The 21,669-nt window shown below is 69.0% G+C and carries 21 protein-coding genes and 1 pseudogene; all 22 read left to right on the forward strand.

Features of this window, described 5'->3' with window-relative positions:
- The first annotated feature begins 18 nt into the window (after positions 1–18).
- The 22 genes and pseudogenes from KDJ86_RS00105 to KDJ86_RS00210 all read left to right on the forward strand — a co-directional run bounded on the left by KDJ86_RS00105 (position 19) and on the right by KDJ86_RS00210 (position 21,668).
- On the forward strand, positions 19–387 hold the full coding sequence (locus KDJ86_RS00105) for a gene transfer agent family protein (protein WP_291741450.1): 369 nt from the start codon (positions 19–21) through the stop codon (positions 385–387).
- 89 nt (positions 388–476) lie between these two features.
- Positions 477–701, forward strand: coding sequence for a rcc01693 family protein (locus tag KDJ86_RS00110; protein ID WP_291741258.1), 225 nt, complete (start codon positions 477–479; stop codon positions 699–701).
- Complete coding sequence (locus KDJ86_RS00115) at positions 685–1,263, forward strand: phage tail tape measure protein (protein ID WP_291741259.1); 579 nt, start codon at positions 685–687, stop codon at positions 1,261–1,263. The genes KDJ86_RS00110 and KDJ86_RS00115 overlap by 17 nt, the downstream gene beginning before the upstream one ends.
- 1 nt (position 1,264) lies before the next feature.
- Positions 1,265–1,915, forward strand: coding sequence for a DUF2460 domain-containing protein (locus tag KDJ86_RS00120; protein WP_291741261.1), 651 nt, complete (start codon positions 1,265–1,267; stop codon positions 1,913–1,915).
- 1 nt (position 1,916) lies between these two features.
- Positions 1,917–2,807 (forward strand): phage/gene transfer agent baseplate hub protein, encoded by an 891-nt coding sequence (locus KDJ86_RS00125; protein ID WP_291741263.1) that lies wholly within the window; start codon positions 1,917–1,919, stop codon positions 2,805–2,807.
- Positions 2,807–3,238 (forward strand): annotated as a pseudogene (locus tag KDJ86_RS00130) (DUF6950 family protein); the annotation flags it as partial. The gene KDJ86_RS00125 and the pseudogene KDJ86_RS00130, both read left to right, overlap by 1 nt.
- Before the next feature lie 167 nt (positions 3,239–3,405).
- Entirely contained in the window at positions 3,406–7,305 is a 3,900-nt protein-coding gene (locus tag KDJ86_RS00135; protein WP_291741266.1) for a baseplate multidomain protein megatron, read from the forward strand.
- Positions 7,298–8,689, forward strand: coding sequence for a DUF2793 domain-containing protein (locus KDJ86_RS00140; protein ID WP_291741268.1), 1,392 nt, complete (start codon positions 7,298–7,300; stop codon positions 8,687–8,689). Before KDJ86_RS00135 ends, KDJ86_RS00140 begins: the two co-directional genes overlap by 8 nt.
- A gap of 17 nt (positions 8,690–8,706) precedes the next feature.
- Positions 8,707–9,126, forward strand: a complete 420-nt coding sequence (locus tag KDJ86_RS00145; RefSeq protein WP_291741269.1) for a hypothetical protein — start codon at positions 8,707–8,709, stop codon at positions 9,124–9,126.
- 213 nt (positions 9,127–9,339) lie between these two features.
- Positions 9,340–10,203, forward strand: coding sequence for a glycoside hydrolase family protein (locus tag KDJ86_RS00150; protein WP_291741271.1), 864 nt, complete (start codon positions 9,340–9,342; stop codon positions 10,201–10,203).
- A 2-nt stretch (positions 10,204–10,205) separates the two neighbouring features.
- Entirely contained in the window at positions 10,206–10,415 is a 210-nt protein-coding gene (locus KDJ86_RS00155; RefSeq protein ID WP_291741273.1) for a hypothetical protein, read from the forward strand.
- 76 nt (positions 10,416–10,491) lie between these two features.
- Positions 10,492–10,812 carry a PepSY domain-containing protein gene (locus KDJ86_RS00160; protein WP_291741276.1) on the forward strand — a complete coding sequence of 107 codons (321 nt, stop codon included), beginning with the start codon at positions 10,492–10,494 and terminating at the stop codon, positions 10,810–10,812.
- A 26-nt stretch (positions 10,813–10,838) separates the two neighbouring features.
- A complete protein-coding gene (locus tag KDJ86_RS00165) occupies positions 10,839–11,510 on the forward strand; it encodes a response regulator transcription factor (RefSeq protein ID WP_291741279.1) in 672 nt (223 codons plus the stop codon).
- Positions 11,500–12,861, forward strand: coding sequence for an ATP-binding protein (locus KDJ86_RS00170; RefSeq protein ID WP_291741281.1), 1,362 nt, complete (start codon positions 11,500–11,502; stop codon positions 12,859–12,861). Before KDJ86_RS00165 ends, KDJ86_RS00170 begins: the two co-directional genes overlap by 11 nt.
- Positions 12,862–12,950: 89 nt before the next feature.
- Positions 12,951–13,367 carry an RT0821/Lpp0805 family surface protein gene (locus KDJ86_RS00175; protein ID WP_291741282.1) on the forward strand — a complete coding sequence of 139 codons (417 nt, stop codon included), beginning with the start codon at positions 12,951–12,953 and terminating at the stop codon, positions 13,365–13,367.
- 127 nt (positions 13,368–13,494) lie between these two features.
- Positions 13,495–14,625, forward strand: coding sequence for a c-type cytochrome biogenesis protein CcmI (gene ccmI / locus KDJ86_RS00180; RefSeq protein WP_291741284.1), 1,131 nt, complete (start codon positions 13,495–13,497; stop codon positions 14,623–14,625).
- Positions 14,626–14,646: 21 nt separating this feature from the next.
- Positions 14,647–15,114: a cytochrome c maturation protein CcmE gene (gene ccmE, locus KDJ86_RS00185; protein WP_291741286.1), complete on the forward strand. Its 468-nt coding sequence runs from the start codon at positions 14,647–14,649 to the stop codon at positions 15,112–15,114.
- A gap of 154 nt (positions 15,115–15,268) precedes the next feature.
- Positions 15,269–17,248: a heme lyase CcmF/NrfE family subunit gene (locus KDJ86_RS00190; RefSeq protein ID WP_291741289.1), complete on the forward strand. Its 1,980-nt coding sequence runs from the start codon at positions 15,269–15,271 to the stop codon at positions 17,246–17,248.
- 4 nt (positions 17,249–17,252) lie between these two features.
- Positions 17,253–17,738, forward strand: coding sequence for a cytochrome c-type biogenesis protein (locus tag KDJ86_RS00195; protein WP_291741291.1), 486 nt, complete (start codon positions 17,253–17,255; stop codon positions 17,736–17,738).
- 277 nt (positions 17,739–18,015) lie between these two features.
- Positions 18,016–19,470 carry a Do family serine endopeptidase gene (locus KDJ86_RS00200; RefSeq protein WP_521085241.1) on the forward strand — a complete coding sequence of 485 codons (1,455 nt, stop codon included), beginning with the start codon at positions 18,016–18,018 and terminating at the stop codon, positions 19,468–19,470.
- Between the two features lie 142 nt (positions 19,471–19,612).
- Positions 19,613–20,293, forward strand: coding sequence for a response regulator transcription factor (locus KDJ86_RS00205; RefSeq protein ID WP_291741297.1), 681 nt, complete (start codon positions 19,613–19,615; stop codon positions 20,291–20,293).
- Positions 20,277–21,668 carry a sensor histidine kinase gene (locus KDJ86_RS00210; RefSeq protein WP_291741300.1) on the forward strand — a complete coding sequence of 464 codons (1,392 nt, stop codon included), beginning with the start codon at positions 20,277–20,279 and terminating at the stop codon, positions 21,666–21,668. Before KDJ86_RS00205 ends, KDJ86_RS00210 begins: the two co-directional genes overlap by 17 nt.
- The last annotated feature ends 1 nt before the right edge of the window (position 21,669 follow it).

Here is a 21,669-nt window from a genome sequence, read left to right on the forward strand (position 1 = left end):
CTTCACCGCGGCCTGACCATGGTCAACCGCCAGCGCGGCGAAATCGCCGCGACGCTCGACGGCCGGAGCTGGACGCTCTGCCTGACGCTCGGCGCATTGGCCGAGCTGGAGGCGGCGCTCGACGCGCCCGACCTGATGGCGCTGGCCAGGCGCTTCGAGGCGGGCGAGCTCTCGGCGCGCGACGCGATCCGGGTGATCGGCGCAGGGCTGCGCGGCGCCGGCAACGACGTCGACGACGCGACGGTGGCGCGGATGACGGCGGAGGGTGGGGCGGCCGGCTTCGTCGCGATCGTCGCGGAGCTGCTGGCCGCGCCCTTCGGGGGTGGGGCGGGGTCGCGCCGTGCGGGCTTCGAGGCCCGGCTCTGCCGGGCACCTCAGCATGGCTAGGCGAGGAATGCTGGAAGGCGGGACACTGTCGAACACCAACCTCGCCATCCTGAGGTGCGAGCGAAGCGAGCCTCGAAGGACGCACCGGCGTGAATGACCCCGAGACATTCCCCTGGCGGGCGATGATGGCGATCGGTTTCGGGCGGCTGCGCCTCGCCAGCCGCGATTTCTGGGCGATGACACCATGCGAGCTGGCGGCGGCCGTGGAGGGAACTTTCGGCCGCGCCGCGGCGCCGCCCGACCGGGCGATGCTCGACCGCCTGATGACCCGTTTTCCCGACAGGAGAGGCGACCAGGATGCCGGCACCGGTTGAAGAGCTGACCGTCGCGGTCAAGGCCGACACCAGGCCGTTCAGCGACAGGCTCGCCGAGCTGAGCCGGCAAAGCTCCGCTTTTTCGAGCTCGATCACCGCCGCGTTCAAAGCGGCGGTGACGGGCGGGCGGAGCTTCGAGACGGTGCTCGACACGCTGGCCCTGAAGCTCGCGAGCATCGCCTTCGACCGCGCCCTGCAACCGGTCTCCAACATCATCGGCAATGCGATCGGCGCGGCCTTCAGCGGCGCGGGCCTGGCCGATGGCGGGATCATCGCCGGCGGCCGGCTGAAGCCCTTCGCCCGCGGCGGGGTGCTCGACGCGCCGACGGTGTTTCCGCTCGGGCAGGGCCTGGGACTTGCCGGCGAGGCGGGACCCGAGGCGGTGCTTCCGCTGACGCGCGGGCGGGACGGCCGGCTCGGCGTCGCCAGCGACGGGGGCGGGCGGCAGACGGTGATCAACGTCCATATCGCGACGCCGGACGCAGAAGGATTCCGGCGGTCCGAGGCGCAGGTGACGGCGATGCTCGCCCGCGCCGTCGGACGCGGCAGGAGAGGGCTCTGACATGCCGGCACTGACGGGCTTTCACGAGGTGCGCTTTCCGACCGAGATCGCCTTCGGCTCGGCCGGCGGGCCGGAACGGCTGACCGAGGTGGTGACCCTCGGCTCCGGCCACGAGGAGCGCAACAGCCGCTGGGCGGATTCGCGGCGGCGCTACAACGCCGGCTACGGTATCCGCTCGATCGACGATCTCGACGCGGTGATTGCCTTCTTCGAGGAGCGGCGCGGCCGGCTCTATGGTTTCCGCTGGCGCGACCGGCTCGACTTCAACTCCGCGACGCCGTCGGGGACGGTGGCGCCGACCGACCAGACGATCGGCACCGGCGACGGCGCGACGGCCGATTTCCAGCTCGCCAAGACCTACGGCGCGCTGCATGCGCCCTACCAGCGGACGATCGCCAAGCCGGTCTCCGGCACGGTACGGGTCGCCGTCGACGGGCTGGAGCTGACCGAGGTCGACGACTGGACGGTGGACACGACGACCGGCGTCGTCAGCTTCCAGCCGGGCTCGGTGCCGGCGGCCGCCGCGGTGGTCACCGCCGGCTTCGTCTTCGACGTGCCGGTGCGCTTCGATACCGACCGGCTCGACATCAACCTGACCAGCTTCGCGGCCGGCGACATCCCGGCGATTCCGCTGGTCGAGATCCGGCTCTGACATGAGAGAGATCGACGCTGGCCTCGCGGCGCATATCGCCGGAGGGGTGACGACGCTCGCCCGCTGCTGGCGGATCGCGCGGGGTGATGGCGTCGTGCTCGGCTTCACCGACCACGACCGGACGCTGAGCTTCGAGGGAACCGACTACGAGCCGGCGACCGGCTTCGACGCCGGCGAGGACGTGTCGGCGACCGGCTTCGCGGTCGGCGGGCAGGAGGTCTCCGGGGCGCTGTCGTCGGACCGGCTCGATGCGGCCGATCTCGCCGCGGGCCGCTACGACAATGCCGAGGTGCGTGCCTACCTGGTCAACTGGACGACGCCGACCGAGCGCCATCTGCTGAGGGTCGGCCATCTCGGCGAGGTGGTGCGCGAGGACGGCGCCTTCCGCGCCGAGGTGCGCGGACTGGCGGCACGGCTCGACGAGGCGAAGGGGCGCGCCTTCCGGCCGAGCTGCGACGCAGACCTCGGCGACGCGCGCTGCGGGGTCGACCTCGACGACCCGGATTTCACCGCGACCGGTGCCGTGACTGCGGTCCATGACCGGCGCCGCTTCGTGGCGAGCGGCCTGGCGAGCTACGCGGCGGGCTGGTTCGACCGCGGCTATTTCGTCTGGACCGACGGCGACAATGCCGGCGCCGCGTTCGAGGTACGGAGCCACCGGCTGGTCGGCGGCACGGTCGAGGTCGAGCTGTGGCAGCCGGCCTTCCACGACATCGCGCCGGGCGACGGCTTCACCATCTCCGCCGGCTGCGACAAGCGCTTCGAGACCTGCCGGAAGAAATTCGACAACACGGTCAACTTCCGCGGCTTCCCGCACATGCCGGGCAACGACTTCACGCTCGCCTACGCCAAGCAGGGCGACAAGAACAACGGCAAGGCGGTGGTCGAGTGATGATCACCCGTGCGGCGATCGTTGCTGAGGCGATGAGCTGGATTGGCACGCCATACCGCCACCAGGCGTCGCTGAAGGGCGTCGGCTGCGATTGCCTCGGGCTGGTGCGCGGCGTGTGGCGGGCGCTCTACGGTGACGAGCCGGAGCCGCTCGTCGCCTATACGCCCGACTGGGCCGAGGCGCGGGGCGCGGAGACGCTCGCAACGGCGGCCGAACGGCATCTCGTGCCGGTCGCGCTGGCGGAGGCACGGGAGGGCGACGTCGTGCTGCTCCGCTGGCGCGCCAACCTGCCGGCCAAGCACGCGGCAATCCTGATCTCGGCGGAGCGCATGGTCCATGCCCACCAGGGCGCGGCCGTGACGCCCGCTTCCTTTACGCCGTGGTGGCGGCGCCGGGCTGCCTTTGCGTTTTCCTTTCCGGGAGTCGCCGACAAGAGGCGAGGAGCGGCGGAGCCGCGACCGGGAATAGTGAAGAGGCGAGGAGCGGCGGAGCCGCGACCGGGAATAGTGAAGAGGCGAGGAGCGGCGGAGCCGCGACCGGGAATAGTGAAGAGGCGGAAAGTGGCGGAGCCGCGACAGGGAATGCAAGAGAAGACCTGATGGCGACACTTGTCCTTTCGTCCGCCGGGGCGGCGATCGGCGGCCTGTTCGGCCCGGTCGGCGCGGCACTCGGGCGCGCGGCCGGCGCGCTTGCCGGTTATGCCATCGACCAGTCGCTGTTCGGCGAGAAGCGGACGGTCGAGCAAGGCCGGCTCGGCGATCTCGACATCCAGACTTCCCGCGAGGGCGCGCCGATGCCGCGCGTCTACGGACGGGTGCGGATCGCCGGCCAGGTCATCTGGGCGACCCGCTTCGAGGAGGAGGTGTCGAAGGAGACGAGCGGCGGCAAGGGCGGATCGAGCGGCTCGACGGTCAAGACCTACAGCTATTTCGCCAATTTCGCCGTCGGGCTCTGTGAGGGCAGGATCGACCGGATCGGCCGGGTCTGGGCCGACGGCCGGCCCTTCAACATGGTCGCCGCCGACTTCCGTATCCACTTCGGCAACGAGCATCAGGACCCCGACAGCCTGATCGAGGCGAAGCAGGGGAGCGGCGAGGCGCCGGCCTATCGCGGCACCGCCTATATCGTCTTCGAGCGGCTGCCGCTGGAGGAATTCGGCAACCGCATCCCGCTCTTCTCCTTCGAGGTGATCCGCTCGGTCGGCGCGCTGGAGCGCGACATCCGCGCCGTGACGATGATCCCCGGCGCGACCGAATTCGGCTATTCGCCGACCTCGGTGAAGGAGATCAAGTCGCCGGGGCACAAGGTGCCCCTGACCCGCCACACCGACCGGCGGTCCACCGACTGGGATGCCTCGGTCGCCGACCTGACCGCGCTCTGCCCGAACCTCGAACGGGTGGGGCTGGTCGCGGCCTGGTTCGGCGACGACCTGCGCGCCAACCACTGCACGATCAAGCCGGGCGTGACCGACCGCGACATCGAGACGACGGTTGCCTGGGGGACAGCCGGCCTCGGCCGGGCGACGGCAAGGCTGGTCAGCCAGTACAAGGGCAAGCCCGCCTATGGCGGGACGCCGAGCGACGCGACGGTGGTCGCCGCTCTCCGCGATCTCGACGATCGCGGCCTCAAGGTGACCTTCATCCCCTTTATCATGATGGATATCGCCGAGGATAACGGCCTGACCGACCCCTATGGCGGGGCGGAGCAGGGCGCCTATCCGTGGCGGGGGATGATCACCGGCTCGCGGGCGCCGGGGATATCCGGATCGCCCGACAAGACGAGCACAGCGGCCGACCAGGTCGACGCCTTGGTCGGGACGGCGGCACCGGGCGACTTCTCCCTCTCCGGCGACACGGTGGTCTATTCCGGCCCGGACGAATGGTCCTTCCGCCGGCTGATCCTGCATTACGCATGGCTCTGCAAGGCGGCGGGCGGCGTCGACGCCTTCCTGCTCGGCTCGGAGCTGCGCGGCCTGACGACGCTGCGCTCCGCCACCTCGACCTATCCCTTCGTCGATGCGCTGGTCGATCTCGCGGCCGATGTCCGTTCGGTGCTGGGACCGTCGGTGAAGCTCTCCTACGGCGCCGACTGGACCGAATATTTCGGCCACCAGCCCGACGACGGCTCGGGCGACGTCCATTTCCACCTCGATCCGCTGTGGGCGAGCGACGACATCGACGCGGTGGCGATCGACAACTACATGCCGCTCGCCGACTGGCGCGACGGCAGCGACCACCTCGACGCTGGGAGCTGGGACGATGGCCGGAGCGCCGGCTATTTCCGCGCCAATGTCGCGGCCGGCGAGGGCTTCGACTGGTATTATGCCAGCGACGCGGATCGCGACGCCCAGACCCGGACGGCGATCACCGACGGCGCCTATGGCAAGCCCTGGGTGTTCCGCTACAAGGACCTGAAGAGCTGGTGGTCGAACCAGCATCATGACCGGCCGGGCGGGGTCGAAGCGGCGGGCGCGACCGACTGGGTGCCGGAGGCGAAGCCCTTCTGGTTCACCGAGCTCGGCTGCCCGGCGGTCGACAAGGGCGCCAACCAGCCGAACGTCTTTCCCGACAAGAAATCCTCGGCGAGCGCCATACCCTGGTATTCGACGGGCGCGCGGGACGACCTGGTCCAGCGCCGCTTCCTCGAGGCGGCACTCTCCTTCTTCGACCCGACGCATGACGATTACGCGGCCGGCAGCAACCCGGTCTCGGCGGTCTATGGCGACCGGATGGTCGATCCCGACATGACCCACCTCTGGACCTGGGACGCGCGGCCCTATCCGGCCTTCCCCTACCTCACCGACGTCTGGTCAGACGGGGCGAACTGGACGACCGGGCACTGGCTGACCGGGCGATTGGGCGCGGCGTCGGCCTCGGACCTCGTCGCCAGGATCCTCGAGGATTATGCGATCGACGACGTCTCCGTGGGAGAGCTCGACGGCACGGTCGACGGCTACCTGATCGACAGCATCGTCTCGGCCCGCGACGCGCTGGAGCCGCTGGCGTCGCTCCTGATGTTCGAGGCGCTGGAATCGGGCGACGTGATCCGCTTCGTCCGTCGCGGCCGAAAGGCATCCGCCTCGCTCGGCGAGGACGACCTGGCGGAGGAGGGCGGCCGGCCCCTGGTCACCGCGCGGCGGGCGCAGGAAACCGAATTGCCGGCCGAGATCGCCATCGGATTCGACGACCCGCTCGCCGATTTCAGGGCGACGGCGGTCAGTGCCCGGCGGCTCGTGACCGGCAGCGGCCGGACACAGACGAGGGCGACCGGCGCGGCAATGGGCCATGCGGTGGCGACCGGGCTCGCCGAGGCGGCGCTGCAGGATCTGTGGGCCGGACGCGAGGTCTATTCACTGTCGCTGACGGCCAGGGCGCTGTCGCTCGAACCGGCCGACATCTGCGACCTGACCGCCGACGGGGTGAGCCGGACGCTGCTCGTCACCCGCATAGAGGACGGGGTTTCGCGGCGGATCGAGGCACGGAGCATCGAGCCCGCGCTGCTTTCGCCGGCGCCGGCGGAGCCGAGGATTCTCCCGCCCGAGACGACATCGCTCGCCTCTCCCCCCGAAGTGCTCCTTCTCGACCTGCCGCTGCTGACCGGTGACGAGCCGGGATACGCGCCGCGCGTCGCCGCCTTCGCGGAACCGTGGACCGGGCCGATGGCGATCGCCATCGGAACACCCGACACCGGCTATGTCGCGCGCCAGGCGATTGAACGGAGCGCGGTAATGGGCGCGTTGACGGCATCGCTCGCCGCCGGACCGCTCGGCCGCTGGGACCGTGCGAATGCCATCGAGGTCGGCCTCTATGGCGGGACGCTCGCGTCGCTACCCGAGACGGGGGTGCTGAACGGCGGCAACGTCGTGGCGATCGGAGACGCGGCATCGGGCTACGAGGTGGTGCAGTTCCAGACCGCGACGATGCTCGACGCCACGACCTGGCGGCTCGAAGGATTGCTGCGCGGACAGGGCGGGACAGGCGACATGGCGGACGCAGGTCACGCCATCGGCGCCCGTTTCGTGCTGCTCGACGGGGCGATCGAGCCGCTTGATCTCAGCGAGGCGGAATCGGGCCTCGGCCTCACCGCGCGCTGCGGACCGGCCGGGACCGTCTACGATCCGGATATCTTCGTCGACATCGTCGTGCCGTCGGCGCGGCGCGGGCTCGCCTGCCTGCCGCCGGTCCATGTCGCGGCACGCCGCGATACGGTGAGCGGCGACGTCGCCATCTCGTGGATCCGCCAGACCCGGATCGGCGGCGACGCCTGGGAGCCCTTCGCGGTGCCGCTCGGCGAGGCGAGCGAGGCCTACCAGGTCGAAATCCTCGACGACGGAGAGCCGGTCCGCACGATCGACGTTACCACGGCATCGCTGACCTACACGACGGCCGAACAGATCGCCGACTTCGGCACGCCACCATCCAGCCTCGCCATTCGCGTCCGTCAGGTGAGCCCGACCGAGGGACCGGGCCTCGCCGCCGAAAGGTTGCTCCATGTCTGATCCGCTCGCCACGAACCTGCTCGGTCTGCCCTATCTGGCGGCCGCCCAGGCGCAGAAGCACGTCACCCATAACGAAGCCCTGCGCATGCTCGATGCGCTGGTGCAGGTCGGCGTCGCCGACACGACGGTGACCGACCCGCCGGGGTCGCCGGCCGAAGGCGACCGCTACATCGTGGCGGCCACCGCGACCGGCGACTGGGCCGGTCACGAGAACGATATCGCCGCCTATGCCGACGGCGTCTGGGTCTTCTTCACGCCGCTGGCCGGGTGGCTCGCCTTCGATGCCGCAAGCGGCGCGCTCCTGCTCTTCGACGGCGGCGATTGGCTGCCGGTCGGCGACTATCTCGGGGCGGTGACGCAATTCGGGATCAACGCGACCGCCGACGCGACAAACCGGCTGGCGGTCGGCTCGAATGCCGTGCTCTTCGCCGCGATCGAGGCGGGCGACGGCGGCAGCGGCGACGTCCGCTTCGTCGTCAACAAGGAGACCGACGGGGACACGGCGTCGCTGCTCTTCCAGAGCGGCTATTCGGGCCGGGCGGAGGTCGGCCTTGCCGGTGACACCGACTTCGTCTTCAAGGTCTCGGCGAATGGCACGGACTGGGTCGAGGCGATCCGCATCGACAAGGATACCGGCCTGCCGGCGATCCTCTACGACAACACCGGGTCGGGCCTCACCGCCGCCACGGTGCAGGCGGCGATCGACGAGGTGGCGGCGGCCGGTGGCGGCGGCGCGGTCGACAGCGTCTTCGGCCGGACCGGGGCGGTGGTGGCGGCGGCGAGCGATTATGACGCCAGCCAGGTCGACAACGACAGCGGCGTCTCCGGATCGACGGTGGCGGATGCCCTCGACGCATTGGCGGCGGCCATCCCGGCCGACTCCGACGACATCGTCAATGCCAGCGGCGTCTCCGGGACGAACGTCTCCGACGCCCTCGACGCCATCGCGGCAGCCATCCCGGCCGATGCCGGCGATCTCGCCTCTTCGGCGAAATACCAGATCGACGCGACGACGGTGCAGGGCGCCATCGACCAGCTGGCATCGATCGTCCGGACGGTCGATTCCGTCCCCATTGCCGACGACGCGGTCGGCTCGATCTTCACCCTCGACAGTGGTCGCGGCGGGCTGCTGATGATCGGCACGGCGATGAATGCGCCGTCGATGTCGTTGTTCTATATCGACCAGCCCGGCACCACCGAAATCGTTACGGTCCATGTCTCCGGCAACGGGGTCAACAACGGCTCTGCCTCGCCGTCGCCGGGAAGCGGCACCGACGGCAAGATCAATTTCTACAACGACGGCGGGACGATCAAGGTCAGCAATCGACTTGGCGCCACGATCAATATCGTGGCGACCTTCATCGAGCTGGGGACCCCGTTCTAGAGGGAGATGAAACGGCAATGGCCATCTTGACCATCGACGACTTCCAGCCGACGCAGATCCGCGGCATCTACCGGCATCCGCTGCTGGGCAGGGTGCGGATATCCATCCCCTTCGAGGACCTCGCCGCCAGGCTCGACGCGGAGGACTTCAGGGAGATCGAGCCGGGGATCTTCACGCATGACGGAATGCCCGGCCTCAGGTTGTATGCGCGTCCCGGCCAGACGGTGGCGGAGGTCTTCGCCGAATTCGATCCCGCCGTCCGGGCACGGGGCGAGCCGGCGGCGGTCGCGGACACGTCTGCCGTCGACCGCCGGATGCTGCTCGACGCCACGATCGCCAGGGCGGCGGCCGAGATCGCGGCCGACGACACCGCCGACGCCGACCTCAAGGCGGCGGCGACACGCGAGCTGACGCGGCTGGCGGCCGCCGTCCGCTAACCGCGAAGCGACCAACGGTCGGCTGTCGCCGGCGTCCCGGTCCTGCTCGTCCATGCGAGCAAGCTCGGCCCGCGGGAGCCGTTGCGATCGGCTCGACGAGGCTGCGATCGAGGGCGGCGATCCGGCCGCGGCGAAGAACCGGTCGCGCCGCCGCCGCCGATGAGGTCCGGCCGTCACCCTCCCTGTATCGACCTGACATGAAAGAGAAATCCCATGCGCGTGAGCGACAGGGGGCTGGCATTCATCGCCGGCCACGAAGGCGTCGTGACCCGGGCCTATCGGGACGTCGCCGGCGTCTGGACGATCGGCGTCGGCCATACCGCGGCCGCCGGCGCGCCGACGCCCCGGGCCGGAATGACGATCAGCCGGGGCGAGGCCTTGGCGATCCTTTCGCGCGACCTGCCGCGCTACGAGCGCCGGGTCGCGGCGGCTCTCGGCAACGTCCGTCAGCATGTCTTCGACGGCGCGACCTCCTTCGACTTCAACACCGGGGCCGTCCATCGCGCCTCCTGGGTCGCGGCTTTCCGGGCCGGTGACATGGCGGCGGCGCGGCTCGGACTGATGAAGTGGGTCAAGGCCGGCGGCCGCACCGTGAAGGGACTGGTCAGGCGCCGCGAGGCCGAGGGCCGGCTGATCTTTGCCGGAGACTATGGCGATCACGGCGGAGCGACAGGCTTGCCGGACGCGGCCGCCGACGTCAGAGCCTGGCAGAGCCAGCTTGCCACGATCGGATTCGATCCCGGCCCGCTCGACGGGATCGCGGGACCACGAACAAGGGCGGCGGTGCTCGCCTATCAACGCGCCCACGACGACCTTGTCGTCGACGGCATCGTCGGACCCGCGACACGGGCGAGCCTCGCCCGCGACATCGCCGCGCGAGAAAGGATGCGGCAGGTCGGCGGCGGCGCCATTGCCTCGGTGATCCTCGGCGGGACCGCGGGGGCCGCTGCCGAGGGCGATCCGCTCGCCTGGGCGATGCTTGCCGCCATGGCCGTGCTGGTCCTCGCCGGCGGCATTTTCGCCTGGCGCTATCGCGGCGAATTGCGCCGCTTCTTCCGCACCATCAAAGGAGCATAGAGATGCTGTCCCGACTTTCCCGCGCGCTTCGTCCGGTCAAGGGCTGGAAGACCATGGGCTTCTCCGTTGCGATCGCGGTCGCGGGCGCCTTGCAAGCCACAGATTGGACGACCATCGTCGCGCCGTCGCAGGTCGGACCGACGCTGCTGGCGATCGGCGTGGTCGTCGCCGTGCTCCGGGCGGTGACCGACGGACCGGTCGGCAGGAAGTGAGCCTGCTGCGGGAATGAACCGCGGGCGTCACCCGTATTCAGCCGGTATTCATAAACGGGGCGCTATCAGGAACGGCATGTTCGGAAAAACCCTGCCAGCCTTGCTCTTCGGTCTGGCCCTGCTGCTGGCGGGGGCGGCGGTTCCGGTCGATCTCGCCGAGGCGGCGAATTGCATGTCGGACCGCGACGCCCGCTCCGCCGTGCAATCGGGCGACGCGGTGTCGCTGTCGAAAATGATCAAGCGCATCCGTTCAGCCACCGGCGGCGAGATCGTGCCGCCGCCGAAGCTCTGCAAGCAGGGCAAGCGGCTGGTCTATGTCGTCAACGTCCTCGCGCCCGACGGCAAGGTGACGAAACTGACGGTCGATGCGGCAAGCGGTAATATCCTGGGCAAGTAGCAAGATTCGTTCGAAGGAGGGCGGCGATGCGGGTCCTGATCGTTGAGGATGATGCCGATCTCAACCGGCAGCTCGCAACGGCGATGAAGGAAGCAGGCTACGCGGTCGATACCGCGACGGACGGCGAGGAAGGCCATTTCCTCGGCGATACCGAGCCGTATGACGCGGTGGTGCTCGATATCGGCCTGCCGCAGCTCGACGGCATCAGCGTCCTCGAGCAATGGCGGCGTGCCGGCCGGACCATGCCGGTGCTGCTGCTCACCGCCCGCGACCGCTGGAGCGACAAGGTGCAGGGAATCGATGCCGGCGCCGACGACTATGTCGCCAAGCCCTTCCATATCGAGGAGGTGCTCGCCCGGATTCGCGCCCTGGTACGGCGGGCGGCGGGCCATGCCTCGAACGAGATCGAATGCGGGCCGGTGCGGCTCGATGCCAAGGCCGGCCGGGTGACGGTCGACGGCAATCCGGTCAAGCTCACCTCCCACGAATACAAGGTGCTCGAATACCTGATGCTCCACCGCGAGCGGGTGGTCTCGCGCACCGAGCTGATCGAGCATCTCTACGACCAGGATTTCGACCGCGACTCCAACACCATCGAGGTGTTCGTCGGCCGCCTGCGCAAGAAGGTCTCCGCCGACCTGATCGAGACCGTGCGCGGCCTCGGCTACCGGCTCGTCGCGCCGGGTGATGCGGCGTAATTCGCTTTCCTTCCGCCTGATCGCCGCGGCGGCGCTGTGGAGCGTCGTCGCGCTCGTCGCCGCCGGGCTGATCCTCACCAACCTCTATCGCGAGACGGTCGAACGCGCCTTCGACGAGCGGCTCAGCGTCTATCTCCGGACGCTGGTCGGCAACCTCGCCGAGCAGGACCCGGCCAATCTCTCCGACCCCGGAAATCTCGGCGAGCCGCGCTTCGAGCTGACCTATTCCGGCTGGTACTGGCAGGTGCGGGAGGCGGCGGAGGGGCCGGTGGTCCTCGCCTCGAAATCCCTCTTCACCGACACGCTGGATTTCGCCGAGGCGAGCGGCCAGACCGACTTCAACGGCATGGTGAGTGGCGCGCTGGTCGGACCCGACAACCAGTCGCTCCGCGCGCTGACGTTGACCGTGACGTTCGGCGACCACCGCTACGATGTCCTGGTCGCCGGTGACGCCGGCGAGACGGCGGATGAGATCCGCTCCTTCCGCCGCAGCGTGATCCTGACCCTGAGCGTCTTCGGCGTCGGGCTGGTGCTGGCGACCATGGCCCAGACCCGCTGGGGGCTGAGACCACTCGACAATGTCCGCCGCGGCCTGGCGGCGTTGCGGAGCGGCAAGGAGGCGCGGTTCGAGGGACCATTCCCGGCCGAAATCGAACCGCTTGCCAAGGAGTTGAACGCACTTCTTGAATCAAACCGGCAAATCGTCGAACGGGCCAGAACGCAGGTAGGCAACCTCGCCCACGCGCTGAAGACGCCGCTCAGCGTCATCACCAACGAGGCGCGGGCGGGCTCCGGCCCCCTTGCCGGGAAGGTCGCCGAGCAGGCCGAGATCATGCGCATGCAGGTCAACCACTATCTCGACCGCGCCCAGATCGCGGCGCGCTCCAAGGTGATCGGCGCGGTGACCGAGGTGACGCCGGCCGTGGCGAGCCTGGCGCGCGCCATGCGCCGCATCCACGAGGACCGTGACCTGGACCTGACGGTCGATTCGCCGGGCAATGCGCGGTTTGCCGGCGAGAAACAGGATTTCGAGGAGATCGTCGGCAACCTGGTCGACAATGCCTGCAAGTGGGCGAAGTCGACGGTGACGGTGGCGATCGACTATCAGTCGCCGGGCGCCGGCTCGCCGGGCAAGCTCGTAATCCTGATCGACGACGACGGGCCCGGGCTCACCCCGGCGCAGCGCGAAGAGGTGACGCGGCGCGGCCGCCGCCTCGACGAATCGAAGCCGGGCTCCGGCCTCGGCCTGTCGATCGTCACCGAGCTGGTCCAGCTCTACCAGGGGTCGTTCACCCTCGACGGCTCGCCGCTCGGCGGCCTGCGCGTCAAGGTCGACCTGCCGGCGGCGTGAGGCGGCAACAATCTCAATTCCGCCATCGTGACATGGGACGAGCATCGTCCTAATGATTGCGGCTGTTCGTGTTTCGAGAGGCGAGGGGTATGGCGCGCGTTCCGGCGCTGGCAGTGGCGGTTTCAGGTGTTCTGGCCCTTGCCGGGTGTAGCCAGACGACGACCGGTGCCCCGGAGGCGCTGGCGGTGACCGGCGATTCGATCGCCGGGACCAGCCCGGCCGAGGCGGCGGCGACCGCCGCCATCGGCATTCCTCTCGACAAATCGGCGGCACGCAAGGCGCATGAGGCGGAAATCCGCGCCCTCGAGCATGGCCGCACGGGCGTGCCGGTCGCCTGGCGGAGCGGCAAGTTCCGCGGCGAGGTGGTTCCCGGCGCGATGTATCAGGTCAACGCCTATACCTGCCGCGATTACACACAGACGGTCTATGTCAGTGGCCAGCCACCCCAGGCCACCCGCCAGAGCGCCTGCCGCCAGCCGGATGGAAGCTGGAAGGCGGTCAGCTAAGGCGGTGCGGCGATCTGCCGGGCACGGCCGCGGCAAATCGCTGCTAGATCAGGGCGCATGGCAGAGCCCCGTCGCCCGAGAATGGAAATGCGAGCCGGGCATTGGCGAATTGCGTTAGACGGACACGATGATTTTCTGGGTGATCATGGCGGTTCTGGCGGCCTCCGTATCGCTGTCGGTGCTGATGCCCCTCTACCGGACCCGCCAGCTTGGGCGGCGGCTGGAAGAGCAGGAAATGTCGGTCTATCGCGACCAGCTCGGCGAGATCGACCGCGACGTGGAGCGGGGACTGATCGCCCCGTCCGAAGCCGAGGCGGCCCGCAACGAGATCGCCCGGCGGCTGATCAAGGCAGACGGCAGCAAGCCGGGGTCGGAGCAGGGGGCGGCCGCGACGCCGCGCGCCGAAAGGCCCCGCCAGGTCGCCGGCATCCTCGTCGTGGTGGTGATGCCGCTGGCCGCGATCGGCCTCTACCTGTGGGTCGGCTCGCCGAACCTTCCCGATGCGCCCCTCGAGGCGCGCCTGTCCGCGCCGCCGGCGGAGCAGGACACCGCCGCGCTGCTGGCGCGGGTCGAGAAGCACCTCGCCGACAACCCCGACGACGCGCAGGGCTGGCGGGTGCTGGCGCCGGTCTATGCCCGCATGGGCCGCTACGACGAGGCCGCGACCGCCTACCGCAACATCGTCCGCCTGCTCGGCGGCACGGCGGAAAACGAGACCGCACTCGGCGAGGCCCTGGTCAGGGCCGACGGCGGCACGGTGACGGACGAGGCGAAAGCGGCCTTCGAACGCGCCCGGGCGCTCGATCCGCAGATGATCGGGCCGCGCTTCTATCTGGCGCTGGCAAAGGGGCAGGCGGGCGAGACGGAAGACGCGATCGCGGGCCTGCAGAAGCTGGTCGAGGATTCGCCGGCCGACGCGCCGTGGCTCGGCTCGGTCCGGCAGGTCATCGCCCACCTCGAATCGATCGGCGAGGCGCCGCGCGGCCCCTCCGCCGCCGACATCGAGGCGGCCGGCGGGATGGACGGCGAGGACCGGGCGGCGATGATCGAGGGGATGGTGGCGCAGCTCGCCGACCGGCTGGAGGCGGAACCCGATGACGCATCCGGTTGGGCGCGGCTGGTGCGCTCCTATATGGTTCTTGGACGGCCGGACGATGCCCGCGCCGCGCTCGACAAGGCGCGGGCGGCGCTGGCGGGTGACGAGGAGAAACTCGCCCGGGTCGAATCGGAAGCGGCCGCTTCCGGCCTGAGCGAGTGAGCGGTCGATGAAGGAGGTCGCATGACCCGCAAGCAGCGCCGGCTGACGTTGATCGGGGTTGCCGGTGTGGTCCTGGCATGCGCGGCCGGGCTGGTGCTCTACGCCATGTCCGACCGGATCGTCTTTTTCAATTCGCCGAGCGACCTTGCCGAGAAGACCATGCCGCCCGGCACCCGGATCCGGCTCGGCGGGCTGGTGGTTACCGGCAGCGTCGTCAAGAGCGACGACGGCGGCGTGAAATTCGAGGTGACCGACGGCGCGGCGACGGTACCGGTCGCCTACAAGGGCATCCTTCCCGACCTCTTCGACGAAGGGCAGGGCGTGGTGGCCGAGGGCCTGGTCGGCGACGACGGGGTGTTTGCCGCCGATACCGTGCTTGCCAAGCACGACGAGAAATACATGCCGCGCGAGGTGGTCGACGCTCTGAAGGCACAAGGCGTGTGGCAGCATGACGGCACCATGCCGACCGAAGCGGCGGCGGCGAAATGACGGCCGCATCGGCATTTTGGTCGGCGCGTGCTTCGAGTCTCGCTCCGCTCGCACCTCAGCATGGCGGGGGGGAATGCCTGGGCGTCTATCCTCGCCATCCTGAGGTGCCCGGCGGAGCCGGGCCTCGAAGGACGCTAAGCCGGGACGGGAAAGCATGATCGCCGAGCTCGGCCATTTCGCCCTGATCCTCGCCTTCGTGCTCGCGGTGGCGCAGGCGACGCTGCCCTTCTGGGGGGCGATGCGAAACGACCCCCGGATGATCGCCGTCGCCGGCCCGGCGGCGGTGACCCAGTTCCTGCTCGTCGGCCTTGCCTTCGCGGCGCTGGTCCACGCCTATATCGTCTCCGACTTCTCGCTGCTCAACGTCGTCGAGAATTCGCATTCGCAGAAGCCGCTGCTCTTCAAGATCACCGGGACCTGGGGCAACCACGAAGGCTCGATGCTGCTCTGGGTGCTGATCCTCGCGCTCTTCGGCGCGTTGGTGGCCGCCTTCGGCAGGAACCTGCCCGACAGGCTGAAGGCGCTGGTGCTGTCGGTCCAGGCCTGGGTCGCCTCGACCTTCCTGCTCTTCATCCTCCTCACCTCCAATCCCTTCCTGAGGCTCGATCCGGCGCCGATCGAGGGCAACGACCTCAATCCGGTCCTCCAGGATATCGGTCTGGCGATCCATCCGCCGCTGCTCTATCTCGGCTATGTCGGCTGCTCGATCTCTTTCGCCTTCGCCATCGCCGCCCTGATCGACGGGCGGATCGACGCCGCCTGGGCGCGCTGGGTCCGGCCCTGGACGCTCGCCGCCTGGGGGTTCCTGACGCTCGGCATCGCGATGGGCTCCTACTGGGCCTATTACGAGCTCGGCTGGGGCGGCTTCTGGTTCTGGGACCCGGTCGAGAATGCCTCGCTGATGCCGTGGCTGGCGGCGACCGCGCTGCTGCACTCCGCGATCGTGATGGAGAAGCGCGACGCGCTGAAGATCTGGACGATCCTCCTCGCCATCCTCGCCTTCAGCCTCAGCCTGCTCGGCACCTTCCTGGTCCGCTCCGGCGTGCTGACCTCGGTCCATACCTTCGCCTCGGACCCGACGCGCGGCATCTTCATCCTGGCCATCCTCTGCATCTTCATCGGCGGCGCGCTGACGCTGTTCGCCCTGCGCGCCAGCCGGCTCGCGCCGGGCGGGGTCTTCGCGCCGATCAGCCGGGAAGGGGCGCTGATCCTCAACAACCTCTTCCTGACCGTCATGGCGGCGGTGGTGCTGACCGGAACGCTCTATCCGCTGGTCCTCGAGGCACTGACCGGCGCGCGGATCTCGGTCGGCGCGCCCTTCTTCAACCTGATCTTCATCCCGCTCGCCGTGCCGCTCCTCCTGATGGTGCCCTTCGGGCCGATGCTCGCCTGGAAGCGCGGCGACCTCCGGGCCGCTTCGGAGCGCCTCTTCGCGGCCTTCGGCGCGGCGATCCTGGCGGCGATGGCCTCGGCATGGCTCGCCGGCACGGAGCATATCCTGTCGCTCTTCGGCGTGGCGCTCGCCTTCTGGCTGATCGTCGGCGCGCTCTCGGAACTGGCCTTCCGCATCAAGCTCTTCCGGACCCCGCCCGGCGACAGCCTGCGCCGGCTCGCGGGTATGCCCCGTTCGGCGATCGGCACGACGATCGCCCATGCCGGCGTCGGCGTGACCGTCCTCGGCCTCGTCGTGGCGACGACCTGGGCGACGGAGGACATCCGTTCGATGAAGGCGGGCGACGGTGTCGAGATCGGCTCGCGCTACGTGCAGCTCGACGGATTCCTGCAACGGGATGGCGCCAACTACAAGGAGACCGTGGTCCGGTTCACCGTCTACCGGACCAGCGACGTGGTCGCGGTGATGGAGCCGTCGAAGCGCAGCTTCGCCGCCCGCCAGACGACGACAACCGAAGCCGCGATCGCCACATTCGGCTTCTCGCAGCTCTATGTCTCGCTCGGCGACATCACCGCCGATTCGACGGTGACCGTGCGCATCTACTGGAAGCCGCTGGTGACGCTGATCTGGCTCGGCGCGGTGGTGATGGCGCTCGGCGGCGTCCTCTCGCTGAGCGACCGGCGCCTGCGGGTCGGCGCCCCGCGGCCGGCGCGGCGGGCGGCGGCGGCACCGGCGGAGTAACGGGATGTTCGCGCGTCTCGCAGCATTGATTATGCTGATCCTGATGGCGGTCGCGCCGGCGACAACCGCCTGGGCGGTGACGCCCGACGAAATGCTCGACGATCCGGCGCTCGAGGCGCGGGCAAGGGCGCTGTCGGCCGAGCTGCGCTGCATGGTCTGCCAGAACCAGTCGATCGACGATTCCGACGCGCCGCTCGCCCACGATCTCCGTGTCCTGCTGCGCGAGCGGCTGGTCGCCGGCGACAGCGACGAGGCGGTGATCGACTTCCTCGTCGCCCGCTACGGGGAGTTCATCCTCCTCAAGCCGCGCTTCAATCCCCGCACCGCGCTGCTGTGGCTGACGCCGGCGCTGCTGCTCGTCATCGGCGGGACGATCGCCCTCACGGTGTTCCGCAAGCGCCGGCTGACGAGTGCCGGCATAGCCGCCGACCTCAGCGACGAGGAAGAGGCGGCTCTCAAGACGATCCTGTCGCGACGGGACGGCGCGTAGCGCCCGAAGCCCGGCCCGGAGGGCGAATCACAGCGCGCACGAATCGCCAAGGATTCGCGGGCGAAATGTCGGATTCGAGCCGACCGCGGCCGTGGCACGGAGCGTTTATTGCCGAAAACGCCCTGAAATCCGCCGAACATTACCGAAGTTTAATCGGGCTGACAGTGGCCCGTAAGGTTCGCTCGCCCATATTCGACAGCGATAGGCGCGGCGCCGCTTGGATGGCCACCGGCGCCAAGTACCAGCCTGGAGAGAGTGAATGAACGACCAGTCGAATATCAAGAGAATCCGTAACCGCGCCCTGCTCGGCACAGCGGCCGCCGTCCTCCTCGGTGGCGCGATCGCCGGCGAGGCGGTCCTGCTGCCGAAGACGCCGGCCTATGCCGACGCCGTCCATGTCGAAGGCGTGCAACCCGTCAGCTTCGCCGATGTGGTGGAGAAGGTTCGCCCGGCGGTGGTCAGCGTCCGCGTCAAGGGCCCGGCTCGCGAGATGGCCGGCCTCGATCAGTTCGAGTTTCCCGACGGCTCGCCGATGGAGAAATTCTTCAAGCAGTTCCGCGACAATCCGCAGAAGCAGTTCCGCCAGCGGCAGCCCTCGACCAGCCTTGGCTCCGGCTTCATCATCTCCGAGGACGGCTACATCGTGACCAACGACCACGTGGTCGACGATGGCGAGTCCGAGACGGTGATCCTCGACGACGGCACCGAGTTCGTCGCCGACCTGGTCGGCGTCGACCAGAAGACCGACCTCGCGCTGCTCAAGATCAAGAATCCGGACCGCAAGTTCACCTATGTGAAGTTCTCCGGAGAAAAGGCCCGCATCGGCGACTGGGTGGTCGCGGTCGGCAACCCGTTCGGCCTTGGCGGCACCGTCACCGCCGGCATCGTCTCGGCCGAGGGCCGCAACATCGGCTCCGGTCCGTATGACGACTTCATCCAGATCGACGCGGCCGTCAACCGCGGCAATTCCGGCGGTCCGGCCTTCAACCTCAAGGGTGAGGTGATCGGCATCAACACCGCGATCTTCTCGCCGTCGGGCGGCAATGTCGGCATCGCCTTCGCGATCCCGGCGAGCACGGCGGAGAATATCATCAACGACCTGATGGACGACGGACAGGTGGTCCGCGGCTGGCTCGGCGTCGAGATCCAGAATATCGACCGCGACATTGCCGACGGCCTGCAGCTCGCCGACGCCAAGGGTTCGCTCGTGACCCAGGCGCAGGAAGGCAGCCCCGCCGCCGCGGCCGGCCTCAGGTCCGGCGACGCGATCCTCGCGGTCAACGGCCAGCCGGTCGACGATCCGCGCGCGCTCGCCACCAAGATCGCCAGCATCGCGCCCGGCACCACGGTGACGGTTTCGGTCTGGCGTTCGGGCAAGGCCGAGGACGTCAACGTCAAGCTCGGCACCCTTCCGGGCAACGATCAGGTGGCTTCGCTGGAGCCCGGCAAGGGCGGCGCCGAAGCCTCGCCGCTGACCGACTTCGGTCTGGTCGTCGGCCAGGGCGACGAAGGCGTGACCATCGAGGATGTCGATCCCAACGGCCAGGCGGCCGAGCGCGGCCTGCAGCCCGGCGACGTCATCCTGTCGGTCGGAAAGGCCGAGGTGACCAACCCGGCAGACGTCGAGAAGCTGGTCAAGGACGCCGAGAAAGACGGCATGAAGGCCGTTCTGTTGCGGGTCAAGTCGGGCGATCAGACGCGCTTCGTCGCGCTGAGCTTCGTCCGCACCTGACCCCAGGCAGCTGGACGGAGGCGCTCGATCGTCGCCCCGACGCTTCCGCTTCAGTGGACGGCAGGCCGGTTCGCCGGCCTGCCGCTCTTTATTTGGCCATGCCGATCTGGCAAAGCAGCATCGGACAAGGCGAGTTGATCCGATGCGGATTCTGATCATCGAGGACGACCGGGAGGCGGCCGCGTATCTCTGCAAGGCGCTGCGGGAGGCGGGCCATGTCGCCGACCACGCCGCCGATGGTGAAACCGGTACGACCATGGCGCTCGAAGGCGGATATGACGTCCTGGTCGTCGACCGGATGCTGCCCAAGCGCGACGGCCTGGCGATCATCGAGGAGATGCGGGAACGCGGCGACGAGACGCCGGCGCTGATCCTCTCCGCGCTCGGCCAGGTCGACGACCGGGTGACCGGGCTGCGCTCGGGCGGCGATGACTACCTCGCCAAGCCCTATGCCTTTTCGGAGCTGCTCGCCAGGGTCGAGGCGCTGGCGCGCCGCCGCCGGCCGGGTGAGGCGGAGACCGTCTACCGGGTCGGCGATCTCGAGCTCGACCGCCTCGGCCACACGGTCTCGCGGGCCGGGCAGAATGTGCCGCTGCAGCCCCGCGAATTCAGGCTGCTGGAATATCTGATGAAGAATGCCGGACAGGTGGTGACCCGCACCATGCTGCTGGAGAATGTCTGGGACTATCACTTCGATCCCCAGACCAACGTCATCGACGTGCATATCTCGCGGCTGCGCGGCAAGATCGACAAGGGCTTCGACGCGCCGCTCCTGCACACGGTGCGTGGCGCGGGATACATGATCCGTGACAGCGCTCGGTAAGGTCGTCCGCACCACCGCCTTCAAGCTTTCCGCCATCTACATCGCGGTGTTCTCGATCTTCGCGGTGTCGCTGATCCTCTACATTTCCTACAGCGTCAACGTGCTGCTCAACGACCAGCTGCGCGCGACGATCGCTGCCGAGATCCGCGGCCTCGCCGAGCAGGCGCGCGTCGGCGGCATCGCGGCGATCTTCCAGACCATCGAGGAACGCAGCCACCAGCCGGGCGCCAGCCTCTACCTGATCACCGACGTCAACGGCCGCATCCTGACCGGCAATATCAGCCAGGTCCCCGCCGACATCTTCGAGCGCTCCGGCATCGGGCCGATCACGGTTTCCTACGAGCGCAACGTCGGCGAGGGCTCCCGCCACGTCGCCATGGTGCAGGTGCTGCGGCTGCCGGGCGGGTTCTGGATGCTGGTCGGCCGCGATATCGCCGAGCGCGAGCAGTTCCGGGACATCATCGGCCAGGCGCTGGGCTGGGCGGTGGCGCTGATGATCGTGCTGGCCATGGTGAGCTGGTTCTTCGTCAGCCGCCGCGTGCTGAAGCGGATCGACTCGGTCAGCGCCACCAGCCGCCAGATCGTCGCCGGCGACCTCTCGGGACGACTTGAGGTGACCGGAACCGGGGACGAATTCGACCGCCTGGCCGAGAGCCTGAACGACATGCTCGAGCGCATCGAGCATCTCCTCTACGGACTCAAGGACGTTTCGGACAACATCGCCCATGACCTGAAGACGCCGCTGACCCGGCTGCGCAACAGGGTCGAAGGGGCGCTTGCCGGTCCCGCCAGCGTCGAGGCCTATCGCGACGCGCTGGAATCGACGATCGAGGAGTCCGACCAGCTGATCAAGACCTTCAACGCGCTGTTGATGATCGCCCGGATCGAGGCCGGGTCGCCGGACGGCGCGATCACCGAGGTCGACGCCGGCGCCATCGTCCGCGACGTCGCCGAGCTCTACGAGCCCGTTGCGGAAGAGCAGGGCGCCGAGCTGACCGTCACCTCGGCGGAGGCGGTGACGATCAAGGCAAGTCGCGAACTGCTCGGCCAGGCGCTCGCCAATCTCGTCGACAACGCGATCAAATACGCGCCGAGCGATACCGGCCGGCCGCTGAAGATCGAGGTGTCGAGCAGCCGCGAGGGCGGCATGCTGGCGCTCAGGGTCGCCGACAATGGTGTCGGGGTGCCGGAAGGCGACCGGGAACGTATCCTCCAGCGTTTCGTCAGGCTCGAGGAGAGCCGGTCGCAATCCGGCAGCGGACTGGGCCTCAGCCTTGTCGCAGCGGTCGCCAGGCTGCACCATGGTACGATCGAACTCAGCGACAACCAGCCGGGTCTGATCGTTACGATCCGCCTGCCGACCGAAACCGGGTGAC

This window comes from Bauldia sp. (assembly GCF_020442045.1).
In the GTDB taxonomy this organism is placed as follows: Bacteria; Pseudomonadota; Alphaproteobacteria; order Rhizobiales; family Kaistiaceae; genus Bauldia.